This window comes from Stenotrophomonas sp. NPDC077461 (assembly GCF_049545475.1).
GTDB lineage: Bacteria > Pseudomonadota > Gammaproteobacteria > Xanthomonadales > Xanthomonadaceae > Stenotrophomonas > Stenotrophomonas nematodicola.
Map to the genome: position 1 here is coordinate 30,129 of NZ_JBMWDO010000001.1, position 12,351 is coordinate 42,479.

The following is a 12,351-nucleotide window of genomic DNA, read 5'->3' on the forward strand; positions in this document are numbered from 1 at the left end:
GGTGCGTATCGACGTCATCACGTTGTTCCCCGAGTTCATGGCGCAGTCGGCCGCGCTGGGCGTGGTCGGCCGTGCCGCCGAACGCGGCCTGCTCGACCTGCATGGCTGGAATCCGCGCGATTACGCCGAGGGCAACTACCGCCGGGTGGACGACCGTCCGTTCGGCGGCGGCCCCGGCATGGTCATGCTGATCGAGCCGCTGCGCGCCTGCCTGGCGGCCGCCAAGGCGGCCGACCCGGCGCCGGCGCCGGTGATCTATCTGAGCCCGCAGGGCCAGCCGCTGACCCAGGCCAAGGTGCGGGAACTGGCGGCACTGCCGCGCATGATCCTGCTGTGCGGGCGCTATGAAGGCGTGGACGAGCGTTTCCTGGCGGCCGAGGTCACCGAGGAAATCTCGATCGGCGACTACGTGCTGTCCGGCGGCGAGCTGGGCGCGGCGGTGATCGTCGATGCCGTCACCCGGTTGCAGGAGGGTGCCCTCGGCGATGCCGAATCGGCGGCCCAGGACAGTTTCGAAGGCCCGCAGGGGCTGCTGGACTGCCCGCACTACAGTCATCCGGCACAGCATGAATGGGGCACGGTCCCCGATGTGCTGCGCTCGGGCAACCATGCCGCCATCGCCCGCTGGCGCCGCCAGCAGTCGCTGCTGCGGACCTGGTTGCGTCGCCCGGACCTGCTGGACGAAAGCCGGTTGTCCAAGGCCGACCGGCTCCTGCTCGAGCAGGCCCGGCAGGCCCACAGCGGAGATGCCGCCCCCTAGCGTGGCGGCGTTTCCTGGATTAGAATGCGGGATTGCCATCGCCCCTATTGGGGGCTGGTTGGCGGAATCCCTACAAAAAACGTGCAGCACAGTCCGGTGACTGCATGAGCCCACGTTGTCGAACGACACGACCACCCGAACACTATCGGTGCACCCATGAGCAAGCTGAACAAGACCATTCTTTCGGATTTCGAATCCGCCCAGATTACCCGTGAACTGCCGAAGTTCAGCCAGGGTGACACCGTCGTCGTCAACGTGAAGGTGAAGGAAGGCAACCGTGAGCGCGTGCAGGCTTACGAAGGCGTCGTGATCGGCACCAAGAACGCCGGCCTGAACTCGGCCTTCACCGTCCGCAAGATCTCGCACGGCTACGGCGTCGAGCGCGTCTTCCAGACCCACAGCGCCATCATCGACTCGGTCGAAGTGAAGCGTCGCGGCAAGGTCCGCGCCGGCAAGCTGTACTACCTGCGTGGCCTGGAAGGCAAGGCTGCCCGCATCAAGGAAGATCTGGCTGCCGCTGCGCAGGCCAAGGCTGCCCGCCTGGCTGCGAAGGCCGCCCAGTAATTCCGGCGTGGTGTACCGGCCTCCAGGTCGGTACCTGCCCAACAGACGGCCACCTTCGGGTGGCCGTCTGCGTTTCGCGATCCAGTTACGGGCGGGTGGGGGCGGCCGGGTCCGGATCGGCCACCGGCGACGGCGGCATCGAGGGGACTTCCGACGGGGCGGCCAGCTCCCCGCGATGGGCGGGCAGCATGCGCGCCTTGCGCCAGCCGCCCCAGCGGTAGTAGGCCAGCGACAGCAGCATCGCGAAGAACGAACTGACCGGGAAGCTCCACCACACCGCGTCAGCGCCCAGGTACGGCTGCATGCCCTCGGCGAACGGCACGCGGATGCCCCACAGCGACACCGCCAGGATCAGCAGCGGCGGAATCACCGCACCGGTGGAGCGCACCACGCCGGAGATCACGAAGTTCACGCCGAAGAACAGGAACGACCACACCGCGATGTGGTTGAGGTGGCGGGCCACGTCGAGCGCTTCGCTGCCGCTGGGCAGGAACAGCGCCAGGGTGTAGCGGTCGAGCAGGATCAGCGGCAGGATCAGCGCGCCGGTCAGCAGGAAGTTGTAGAGCACGCCGCTGCGCGCGGTGCCGCGCACGCGGCTCCAGTTGCCGGCGCCCACGTTCTGCGCGGCCATCGACGAACAGGCCGCGCCGATCGCCATTGCCGGCATCTGCACGTACGTCCACAACTGCAGCGACGCGCCGTAGGCAGCGGCGGTATCGGTGCCGTAGCCGTTGACGATGCTCACGGTGACGATCATCGACAGGGAGATGAGCACCATCTGCAGGCCCATCGGGATGCCCTTGACCACCAGTGCGCGCAGGATCTCCGGGTCGATCCTGAACAGCGCCATGTCCTTGCGGCCCAACCACAGCACGTGGCGCTTGTTGCGCATGTACAGCAACAGGCCAAGCAGCGACACGGTCTGGGCGATCAGCGTGGCCCACGCGGCACCGGCGATGCCCAGTGCCGGGAATGGGCCGATGCCGAAGATCAGCAGCGGGTTGAAGCCGATGTCCAGCACCACCGACAGCAGCAGGAAACGGAAGGGCGTGCGCGAGTCGCCGACGCCGCGCAGCGCCGAGCTGAGGAAAGCGAACGCGTACAGCGTGGGCATGGCCAGGAAAATGATGCGCAGATAGGCCTCGGCCAGCGGCAGCGACGTGGCGGGCGTGCCCATCGCGGCCAGCAGGGGGTGCGACAGCCACCAGCCGGCGATGGCGATGACCACCGAGAGCCCGATGAAGAACGTGGCACTGGTGCCCATCACCCGGCGCGCCTGCGGCAGGTCGCGCGCGCCCATCGCCTGGCCGATCAGGATGGTGGCGGCCATGCCGATGCCGAACACCGAGCCGATCAGGAAGAACATGATGCTGTTGGCGTTCGCGGTGGCGGTCAGCGCCGCCTCGCCAAGGAAGCGCCCGACCCAGATCGCGTTCACCGAGCCGTTCAGCGACTGGGCGATGTTGCCGGCCAGGATCGGCAGGGCGAACAGGAACAGGTTGCGCCCGATCGGGCCGGTGGTCAGGTCAAGCGGCGCTTTGGCCATGTGCTCTGGAGATCAGGCTCTGGGAGCGGCACACTAGCACCACGCCCGTCAGCGGGATATCGCCATGCCAGACCCGTTTCATCCGCGCCTTCGGACCCTTCCCACCGTGCCTGTATGGGCGCGCTCCTGCACTGCGCTCTTGATTGCCGGTGCACTGGCCGCATGTTCGAGTACGGACCGCCTGGGGGATGCCCAGGTACGGCCGATGGACCGACCCGAGTGCCAGGTTGGCAGCCAGCGCCGCGATCTGGACGCCGGGGTACCGGTACTGATCGGTGGCACCGGTTGCCGTGGCAATCCGGACGCACCGCAACCGCTGAATCGACGACCGGCCAACGCCGTGGAGCTGGGCAAGCAGAATGACTGACGCAACACCCGTGGCCGCCGTGCGGCTGGATGTCTGGTTGTGGGCCGCGCGCTTCTACAGGACCCGCAGCCTGGCCAAGCAGGCGGTGGAGACCGGCAAGGTCGACGTCGCCGGACAACGCCCCAAGTCCTCGCGCGCGGTGCGCGTGGGCGAGCAGCTGCAGATCAGCCGAGGCGATGAAACCTATGAGGTGCAGGTCCGCGGCCTGAGCGACCTGCGTGGGCCGGCGCCGGTGGCGCAGCAGCTGTACGAAGAAAGCGAGGCCTCGCGCGCGCGTCGGGCGGAACTGCGTGCGCAGCGTGCCGCCGCAAAGAATGGCTACCAGCCGCCGGAGCACAAGCCGGACAAGCGTGCGCGCCGGTTGATCCGGGCGTTGGGGGATATTGACGCGATCTGAGTGCCGACCCACGGTCGGCACCCAGCGCGTCGCATCAGCTGTGCAGGTCGTAGCGGTCCAGTTCCATCACCCTCACCCAGGCGGCGACGAAGTCCTGCACGAACTTTTTCTCGCCATCGGCGCTGGCATAGACCTCGGCGAGGGCTCGCAGGACCGAGTTGGACCCGAACACCAGATCGGCGCGACTGCCGGTCCAGCGCGCGGCACCGCTGCTTTCGTAGCCGTTGCCGTTGGCCTTCCACTGCGTGCGCATGTCCAGCAGGTTGACGAAGAAGTCGTTGCTCAACGTGCCGGGGCGGTCGGTCAGCACGCCCTGCGTATTGCCGTCCGTGTTGGCGCCCAGCACGCGCAGGCCGCCGACCAGCACGGTCAACTCCGGAGCCGTCAGGGTGAGCAGCTGCGCCTTGTCGATCAGCAGTACCTCGGCCGGCACGCTGTAGCGGCCCTTGAGGTAATTGCGGAAGCCGTCGGCGTACGGCTCGAGCACCGCGAACGATTCAACGTCGGTCTGTTCCTGGCTGGCATCGGTGCGGCCGGGGGTGAAGGGCACCTGGATGTCATGGCCGCCGGCCTTGGCCGCCTGTTCGATGCCCACACCGCCGGCCAGCACGATCAGGTCGGCCAGCGATACCTGCCTGCCGCCGCCGTTGCCATTGAAGCCGGTCTGGATCTTCTCCAGCGCGGCCAGCACCTTGGCCAGCTGCTGCGGCTGGTTGACCGCCCAGTCCTTCTGCGGCGCCAGGCGGATGCGCGCACCGTTGGCACCGCCGCGCTTGTCCGAGCCGCGGAAGGTGGAGGCCGACGCCCACGCGGTGGCGACCAGCTCGGACACGCTCAAGCCGCTGGCGGCAATCTGCTGCTTCAGCGTGGCGATGTCGGCCGCGTCGATGCCCGGCTGCGTCGCTGCCGGCACCGGGTCCTGCCAGAGGAATTCCTCGGCCGGCACTTCCGGGCCCAGATAGCGCGAGCGGGGGCCCATGTCGCGATGGGTGAGCTTGAACCACGCACGCGCGAAGGCATCGGCGAAGGCCTGCGGGTCGGCCAGGAAGCGGCGCGAGATCTTTTCGTAGGCCGGATCGACGCGCAGCGACAGGTCGGTGGTGAGCATGCTCGGGCGATGCTTCTTTGACGGATCGTGCGCGTCGGGAATGACCGCCTCGCTGTCCTTGGCCACCCATTGGTGCGCGCCGGCCGGGCTCTTGGTCAGCTCCCACTCGTGCTTGAAGAGCAGCTCGAAGAAGTCGTGGCTCCACTGCGCCGGGGTACGCGTCCAGGTCACTTCCAGCCCGCTGGTGATGGTGTCGCCGCCCTTGCCGCTGCGGAACCTGTTCGCCCAGCCCAGGCCCTGGTGTTCCAGGCCGGCGGCTTCCGGTTCCACGTCCACGTTGTCGGCCGGGCCGGCGCCGTGGGTCTTGCCGAAGCTGTGGCCACCGGCGATCAGCGCCACGGTCTCCTCATCGTTCATCGCCATGCGGCCGAAGGTGTCGCGGATGTCGTAGGCGGCCTTGAGCGGGTCGGGGTTGCCATCCGGGCCCTCCGGATTGACGTAGATCAGGCCCATCTGCACCGCGGCCAGCGGGTTCTCCAGCGTGCGCGAGTGGATGTCGCCATCGGCGTCGTCATCGGACACCAGCACGCCGTGGTCTTCCACCACGCCTTCGGACCCGTGCGCATAGCGGACGTCACCGCCGAGCCAGGTGGTCTCGCGACCCCAGTACACATCCTGGTCCGGTTCCCAGGTATCCGGGCGCCCGCCGGCGAAGCCCAGCGTCTTGAAGCCCATCGATTCCAGCGCGACGTTGCCGGTGAGGATCAGCAGGTCGGCCCAGGAGATCGCCTGGCCGTACTTCTGCTTGATTGGCCACAGCAGGCGCCGCGCCTTGTCCAGGCTGACGTTGTCCGGCCAGCTGTTGAGCGGGGCGAACCGCTGCTGCCCGCGGCCGCCGCCACCGCGCCCGTCGCCGATGCGGTACGTGCCGGCGCTGTGCCAGGCCATGCGGACGAACAGGCCGCCGTAGTGGCCGAAGTCGGCCGGCCACCAGTCCTGCGAATCGGTCATCAGCGCGGCAAGGTCGGCCTTGAGCGCCGCGTAGTCGAGCTGCGCGAACGCCTTGGCGTACTCGAAGCCCTCATCCAGCGGATGGGAGCGGTTGGAATGCTGGTTGAGCAGGTCCACGCGCAGCTGCTTGGGCCACCAGTCGCGGTTGGTGGTGGCGTCGCCGACGAGGGCGTGGTTGAAGGGGCACTTTGCTTCGCTTTTCATGGGCATCTACCTGTGTACCAGCGAATGGGACGCCTCCGCGCCGGAGCGTGGAGGGCGATGTCGGTGGGCGCGCGTTCCCGCAGGAGCCGCGTCGCCGCCAGGCCCTGGCGGCTGCCGGGGCGTGCCGTGACGGCATGCAGACACGGTAAGCACGCCCGTTCATTCGGTAAATTCGAATGAATCAACCAAAGCGATAGCTACAGCCTATTTCTATCCCGCACTCAGCGTTTGCCCCCCAGCAGGCCGCCACCCAGCTTGAGCAGGTCGCCGATGCCCAGCTGCCCGTCGCCGTCCTGGTCCAGCACCGAGGTCAGCAGCCCGCCGCTGCTGGCGGCCTGCGCTTCCTGCCCGAGCGCCTGGCCGAGCTGGGCCGGGTTGCCGCCGTTGGCGAAGCGCTGGGCCAGGTAGGCCATCACGATCGGCGCGAGGATGGCCAGCAGCTGGCTGGTCTTGCTGCTGTCCAGGCCGGTAGCCTGGCTCAGGCCCTGGGCGGCCCGGTCGCTGTTGCCGCCGAACACGTGGCCGAGGATGCCTGCGCCATCGGTGGCGCTGCCGCCGCCACCGCCGAGCACGTTGCCGAGCAGACCACCCAGATCGAAACCACCGCTCCCGCCGCCGGCGTGGTCGCGCTGCAGCGCCCCCAGCAGGGCTTCGGCACCCTGCGGTTGCTGGGCATTGCGGCCCATTGCGCCCATCAGCAGCGGCAGTGCCGCACCGATGGCGCTACTGGCCTGGTCGGAGTCGATGCCCAGTTGCCGGGAGACCTGCTGCAGGCCTTGGCCCTGCTGCAGTTGCTGGAAGAGGGAAGCGGCGAGCGATGCGTTGTTCACGGCGGACTCCGGAGCAGGGATGGGAACCGGCCGAGCATAACGCCGCCTCCACGACGGGAATGCGAAGGCGTCACGCCGAGTGCGCCGGGTGTGGGGGGCGGACAGCGCCGGCTCCCCGGCCGGCACTGCGGGATGGCCTCAGATCAACGTCTTCAGGCGGTACAGCGCTTCCAGTGCCTGTCTGGGGGTCAGCTCGTCCGGGTCGATGGCCGCCAGCGCATCCTGTGCGGCGGTGTTGGGCGCGTTGAACAGCCCGAACTGCTGCGGTGCATCCAGAGCCTGGGGCGCCACCGTGGCGGCCTGGCTCTCGCCGCCGCGCTGCTCCAGCTCGGCCAGTCGGCGCCGCGCCTGCGCGACGGTCGACTTCGGCAGGCCGGCCAGCGCGGCCACCTGCAGGCCGAAGCTGCGGTTGGCCGGGCCGTCCTTCACCGCGTGCATGAACACCAGTGCATCGCCGTGTTCGACCGCGTCCAGGTGCACGTTGGCGATGCCACTGGCACCACCTTCATGCTGCTCGTCGGCCAGCGCGGTCAGTTCGAAGTAGTGGGTGGCAAACAGTGTGTAACCGCGGTTCTGGTAGGCCAGGTGGCGCGCCACGGCATCGGCCAGCGCCAGGCCGTCGTAGGTCGAGGTGCCACGGCCGATCTCATCCATCAGGACCAGCGAGTGCGCGCTGGCGTGATGCAGGATGTAGCTGGTTTCGGCCATTTCGACCATGAAGGTCGACTGGCCGCGGGCGAGATCGTCGCCCGCGCCGATGCGGGTCAGGATGCGGTCGATCGGGCCGATCACGGCGCGGCTGGCCGGCACGAAGCTGCCGATGTGGGCCAGCAGCACGATCAGCGCGTTCTGGCGCATATAGGTGGATTTACCGCCCATGTTGGGGCCGGTGATCACCAGCATGCGGCGGTCCGGGTGCAGGTCCAGGTCGTTGGGTTCGAAGGGCTGCTCGCGCACCGCCTCGACCACCGGGTGGCGGCCGCGCTCGATGCGCAGGCACGGCGCGGTGTCCAGCTCGGGCCGCGACCAGTCCAGCGCCTGCGCGCGCTCGGCGAAGCCGGCCAGCACGTCCAGCTCGCTCAATGCGGCGGCACACTGCTTGAGCGGTTCCAGCTGGCCGCCCAGCGTATCGAGCAGCTGTTCGTACAGCAGCTTCTCGCGCGACAGCGACCGCTCGCGTGCGGACAGCACCTTGTCCTCGAAGGACTTCAGTTCTTCGGTGATGTAGCGCTCGGCATTGGTCAGGGTCTGGCGGCGGGTGTAGTGCACCGGCGCCTTGTCGCTCTGTCCCTTGCTGATTTCGATGTAGTAGCCATGCACGCGGTTGTAGCCGACCTTGAGCGTGGCGATGCCGCTGCTGGCGCGTTCGCGCTGTTCAAGGTCGATCAGGAACTGGTCGGCGTGGGTGGACAGGCGGCGCAGCTCGTCCAGCTCCGCATCGAACCCTTCGGCGATGACGCCGCCATCGCTGAGCTTGAGCGGCGGCGTCGGTGCGATCGCCGAGGCCAGCAGGTGCGCGCATTCGTCGTGCGAGCCCAGTGCGTCGCGCAGCGCGACCAGACGCGGCGAATCCAGCGGCGCCAGCACCGCGCGCACCTCGGGCAGCAGGCCCAGGCCATCACGCAGGGTGGAGAAGTCGCGCGGACGCGCCGAGCGCAGCGCCACGCGCGTGAGGATGCGTTCGAGATCGCCCAGCGCCCGGAACGCGTCGCGGACATCGCCGTCGGCACCACGATCGATCAGGGTGGCCACCGCATCGTGGCGCTGTACCAGCACCTCGCGCAGTCGCAGCGGGCGGTGCAGCCAGCGCCGCAGCAAGCGCCCGCCCATCGGCGTGACCGTGGTGTCGAGCACGCCCAGCAGCGTATGGCGGGTGTCGCCATCGACGCGCGTGTCCAGTTCCAGGTGGCGGCGCGTGGCCGCGTTCATCGCGATGGCCTCGCTCGCCGTTTCGGTGGCGATCGCGGTCAGGTGCGGCAGGCGCTGCTTCTGGGTTTCTTCGACATAGCCCAGCAGTGCGCCGGCTGCGGCGGTGGCGCGCGGCTTGTCGTCGATGCCGAAGCCGCTCAGATCATGCAGCTTGAAGAAGGCCAGCAGCTGGCGGCGGCCGCTGTCGGCATCGAACAGCCACGGCGCGCGGCGGCGGATGCCGGTACGGTGGCGCAGGAAGTCGGGCCAGTTTTCTTCGTCGGGCACCAGCAGCTCGGCCGGTTCCAGCCGGGCCAGCTCGGCTTCCAGGGCGTCGTCGGAATCGACCTCGTTGACCAGGAAGCGGCCGCCGGCCAGGTCGGCCCAGGCCAGACCGTAGCCCTGCTTGCCGCGCGACAGCGCCATCAGCAGGGTGTCGCGGCGCTCGTCCAGCAGCGCCTCGTCGGTGACGGTGCCGGGAGTGACGATGCGCACCACCTTGCGCTCGACCAGGCCTTTGGCCAACGCCGGATCGCCGATCTGCTCGCAGATCGCCACCGATTCGCCCAGCGCCACCAGACGCGCCAGATACCCCTCGTACGCGTGCACCGGCACGCCCGCCATCGGGATCGGCGCGCCGCCTGAGCTGCCGCGCTGGGTCAGGGTGATGTCCAGCAGCCGCGCCGCTTTGCGCGCGTCGTCGTAGAACAGCTCGTAGAAGTCGCCCATGCGGAAGAACAGCAGCAGGTCCGGATAGTCGGACTTGGCGGCGAAGAACTGCTTCATAAGAGGGGTATGCTCTTGACCACCCTTGGATTCGCTGCGTTTTTCTTTTAAGTCAGTGGCTTGCAATGGAGTCCGTCTCGGTCAGTGAAGGCGGGTTGCCGTCCAAAACGGCAAGTAACGGGATTTTTTGTTGCGATGGTGTTGCGATGGTCGGTTGCTTGGGCAAAGATCGTGTTGCGACGCTAATCGGGACACGGACGATCATGCCAAAAAATGTTGCGACGGACCGCGCCACCCGGCGCCAGGTCACCAAGTTTAGTCTGACCCACCAACAGGTGATGGAGCTTTCGGTTCGGCGCATCCCTGCGTCCGGAGGCGTGGGCAAGCGCGCCAAGCTGGTGGAGCGGCCGCCGGAGCAGGGTGACAAGGCCTATCGCGTGCTGGATGGAAACCAAGGGGCACCGGTCGGCTTTGGCTTCTACGTGGGGAAGACCCGCACCACCTATGAAGTGGTTCGGCGCGGAGCACAGGGCGTTCGTCGCTTCGCGTTGGGAAATGTCACGGACATGGGGCTGGAAGAGGCCTACTCCGTGGCCCGGGAGCTTATTCAGGAGCTCAAGGCGTCAGGCGAGAACCCGAAGACTCGAGCAGCCCGGGCGAGCCAGCAGCAGCAAGAGGTCGGGCGATTGGCCCGGCTCACAGTGTCCGATTGTTTCGACGTCTATATTGCGGACATGAGGGACCGGGTGGCCAAGCGCCTGGTGAAGCAGTCCAGCCTGACGGCGCTGGAGGACAGCCTTGCTCGATTGTCCCGTCCGGAAGTGGGGTTCGCTCAGCGGGCCGTGGCCGATGTGACCGACGACGACGTGGAAGCCGCGTTCGAGGCGTTGCGCAAGAGCGCCATGGTCCGATCCAACCGCATTCCGACCCCGATGCGAGAAGCCTTGGCTGGCTACGACGACTGGGCGGAGCTGGATACGCGGACACTGGAGAGCCTGGGGATCACAGGAAAGTATGTCCAGCGGGTCCGGGCCAGTGGCCTGGCCGCCACCGAACACAGCTTCACGGATGCCCACCGCGCGGTGGCCATGGTGCTGAAGCGTGAGAGCGTTCTGGCGGGGCGGGAGGGGCGAGAGTCTAGGCTGAGGCACAACCCCCTGCAGGCCATCTTTGATAGGCACCTGCTGAGAGGCGCGCGGAACCTCCGCAAGCATTATGAGAAGGCGGCCGTCCGCAATCCGCTGACCGACAACACGCTCCCGAAGGTGTTGCAGTCGATTGTGGGGCGCCGGGACGAGCAGGGTGGCCACAACGCCGGCGCGTCCGATTACCTGCTGCTGACCTTGCTTTGGGGCACGCGTCGAAGCGAGGCCGCGCAACTGCGCTGGATGGATCGCTGTTCCCACAGCGAGTTGATCCAAGAAGAAGTGTCATGGGTCTGGCTGGGCCAGCCCGGGGAGATCAACCGCTACACGAAGCGGGAGGGGCCGCAGGTCTTCATGTTTGACACCAAATCCGGGGAGGAGCGTTTTCTGCCGATCAGCTACTTCGCGGAGAGGGTGCTGCGACTGCGCTTTGAAACCCGGCTGGACGACGAAGACGCCCGGCGCGAGCTGGCTGCAGCAGAGTCGTTGCTGAAGTCAGCAAAGGCCAAGGGAGCGGCACGAACGGTCCTTGCTGCACTGGAGGCAGGGGTCCAGGACGCGTTGCGCAAGGTGGACCGGACACGCTTCGTGTTCCCCGCCCGCTCTAGCCGCAGCAAGTCGGGCCATTACCTCGATAGCAAATCGATCCTCGCCAATGTGCGTCGCGACGCGGGCTTGGTTGGGCAGCAGGGAGATACGGGGGACATTCGGGATGACGTCGACCAGGGCCTGACCACGCACGATTTGCGGCGGACCCTTGGGCGCTACGCGGCCCTGAAGTTTGGCGAGAGCCGCATCGTCTCGCAGATGCTCCATCACCACGTCCGCACGGCCGGCGGCGATGGCATGTCCCCGGTCTCCGAACGCTACACGCAGCAGGAGTGGGCACGCCTTCGCGATGCCTTTGGCGAGGTTGAGGAGATGATGGTGGCCCGCAGTCCCCGGGTCTGGAACCGGCTCAAGGGGCTGGACAAGCCCCGCCTCGACGAGGCCGGCGAGGAGCCGGTTAAACTGTTCGCTCCAAGGAATCGGAAAGTGGCGTTGGCCAATGCAGACGATTGAGACGGTTCGCAGCGAAGAGGACTTCCGGGCCAAGTTACAACGCGCGCTGGACCAAGAACTGTCGCGAGCGGCGGCCGGTCTGACGCCCACCGTTTCCACCAAAGCCGCAGCCCAGTATCTGGGCGTGCACTTCGATACGCTGGGCGAGTGGCGCCGCCGGTCGCCCCCGCTGGGGCCGCCCTTTCAAAAAGGCGCGGGCAGCCTCCACGGCGGGGCCAATCAGCACGTCCGCTACTTGTACGAGGATCTCGTCGAGTGGCAGCGCGCTCGATTGGGTCGCTCAGCCAAGGAGCGCCGGCTGGTGGCAGAGGAAGACGCACTGCGCCAGCAGATCCGCGAGCTCGAGCGGGAGCTCGCGGTAAAGACGGGCCGGGCGGAGTTGGAGAAGCTCAAGAAGGCGGTCGGCAAGGGCGTGTCCTTCCTATCGTTGCGAGACTGCGTGTCGATCAGCCATGGCTGGGTCATGAGCGACGGCCGTATCGCCGGTCACGTTCTCTCGGTCTCGGAAGAGCTACTGGACCAGGCCCTGGACGAAGGAAACGTGTGGGATGCGTCGCTGTCCGAGGCGCTGCTGGAGGCTTGGATCAGCGTAAACGCAAGAGACCCCTACGACGCCGCCATGAGCGCTGCGTTGGACGAGGTGGAAAAGGTCTTGCGGGTGGCGCGTTCTTCTGCCCGCCAAGACGCATTGGACGAATCTCTGCCTGAGCCTGCCCGACCCGCAGAAGATGTGGGTGGCGGCCGATTCCGCTTCTGAGGCCGCGCAGTGAGAGAACGCCAGCC

10 protein-coding genes are annotated in these 12,351 nt (G+C 67.6%); 6 read left to right on the top strand and 4 right to left on the bottom strand.

Annotated features, from left to right (window positions below; all coding sequences use genetic code 11):
- Position 1 precedes the first annotated feature (1 nt).
- Complete coding sequence (trmD, locus tag ACPEH8_RS00140; RefSeq protein ID WP_017356066.1) at positions 2-760, top strand: tRNA (guanosine(37)-N1)-methyltransferase TrmD; 759 nt, start codon at positions 2-4, stop codon at positions 758-760.
- Between the two features lie 156 nt (positions 761-916).
- Positions 917-1,324 (top strand): 50S ribosomal protein L19, encoded by a 408-nt coding sequence (gene rplS, locus ACPEH8_RS00145; protein ID WP_017356065.1) that lies wholly within the window; start codon positions 917-919, stop codon positions 1,322-1,324.
- A gap of 85 nt (positions 1,325-1,409) precedes the next feature.
- On the opposite strand, the gene ACPEH8_RS00150 is transcribed toward rplS, so the two are convergent.
- Entirely contained in the window at positions 1,410-2,870 is a 1,461-nt protein-coding gene (locus tag ACPEH8_RS00150; protein WP_262071871.1) for an MATE family efflux transporter, read from the bottom strand.
- A gap of 139 nt (positions 2,871-3,009) precedes the next feature.
- Between ACPEH8_RS00150 and ACPEH8_RS00155 the strand changes: the two genes are divergently transcribed.
- Together ACPEH8_RS00155 and ACPEH8_RS00160 are read left to right on the top strand one after the other, a co-directional pair.
- On the top strand, positions 3,010-3,237 hold the full coding sequence (locus ACPEH8_RS00155; protein ID WP_229296448.1) for a hypothetical protein: 228 nt from the start codon (positions 3,010-3,012) through the stop codon (positions 3,235-3,237).
- Positions 3,230-3,634, top strand: coding sequence for an RNA-binding S4 domain-containing protein (locus tag ACPEH8_RS00160; protein WP_262071872.1), 405 nt, complete (start codon positions 3,230-3,232; stop codon positions 3,632-3,634). Before ACPEH8_RS00155 ends, ACPEH8_RS00160 begins: the two co-directional genes overlap by 8 nt.
- A gap of 34 nt (positions 3,635-3,668) precedes the next feature.
- Here the strand turns inward: ACPEH8_RS00160 and katG are convergent, their stop codons facing one another.
- The 3 genes from katG to mutS form a co-directional block, all read right to left on the bottom strand.
- Entirely contained in the window at positions 3,669-5,897 is a 2,229-nt protein-coding gene (gene katG / locus ACPEH8_RS00165) for a catalase/peroxidase HPI (protein ID WP_017356061.1), read from the bottom strand.
- Between the two features lie 221 nt (positions 5,898-6,118).
- Positions 6,119-6,727 carry a DUF937 domain-containing protein gene (locus ACPEH8_RS00170; RefSeq protein ID WP_017356060.1) on the bottom strand — a complete coding sequence of 203 codons (609 nt, stop codon included), beginning with the start codon at positions 6,725-6,727 and terminating at the stop codon, positions 6,119-6,121.
- 138 nt (positions 6,728-6,865) lie between these two features.
- Positions 6,866-9,487 (bottom strand): DNA mismatch repair protein MutS, encoded by a 2,622-nt coding sequence (gene mutS, locus ACPEH8_RS00175; protein ID WP_423665691.1) that lies wholly within the window; start codon positions 9,485-9,487, stop codon positions 6,866-6,868.
- A gap of 92 nt (positions 9,488-9,579) precedes the next feature.
- Here mutS and ACPEH8_RS00180 point away from each other — a divergent pair, with 92 nt between their 5' ends.
- The gene (locus tag ACPEH8_RS00180; RefSeq protein ID WP_423665693.1) at positions 9,580-11,568 is read left to right on the top strand and encodes an integrase; all 1,989 of its coding nucleotides are present in this window, start codon (positions 9,580-9,582) and stop codon (positions 11,566-11,568) included.
- Positions 11,555-12,325, top strand: a complete 771-nt coding sequence (locus ACPEH8_RS00185) for a nucleotide-binding protein (RefSeq protein WP_099470384.1) — start codon at positions 11,555-11,557, stop codon at positions 12,323-12,325. The genes ACPEH8_RS00180 and ACPEH8_RS00185 overlap by 14 nt, the downstream gene beginning before the upstream one ends.
- The last annotated feature ends 26 nt before the right edge of the window (positions 12,326-12,351 follow it).

Excerpts from the sequence above, each read along its gene's own strand:
- rplS (WP_017356065.1), top strand. The coding sequence starts at position 917 with ATGAGCAAGCTGAACAAGACCATTCTTTCGGATTTCGAATCCGCCCAG.
- ACPEH8_RS00150 (WP_262071871.1), bottom strand. The coding sequence starts at position 2,870 with ATGGCCAAAGCGCCGCTTGACCTGACCACCGGCCCGATCGGGCGCAAC.
- ACPEH8_RS00160 (WP_262071872.1), top strand. The coding sequence starts at position 3,230 with ATGACTGACGCAACACCCGTGGCCGCCGTGCGGCTGGATGTCTGGTTG.
- katG (WP_017356061.1), bottom strand. The coding sequence starts at position 5,897 with ATGAAAAGCGAAGCAAAGTGCCCCTTCAACCACGCCCTCGTCGGCGAC.
- ACPEH8_RS00185 (WP_099470384.1), top strand. The coding sequence starts at position 11,555 with ATGCAGACGATTGAGACGGTTCGCAGCGAAGAGGACTTCCGGGCCAAG.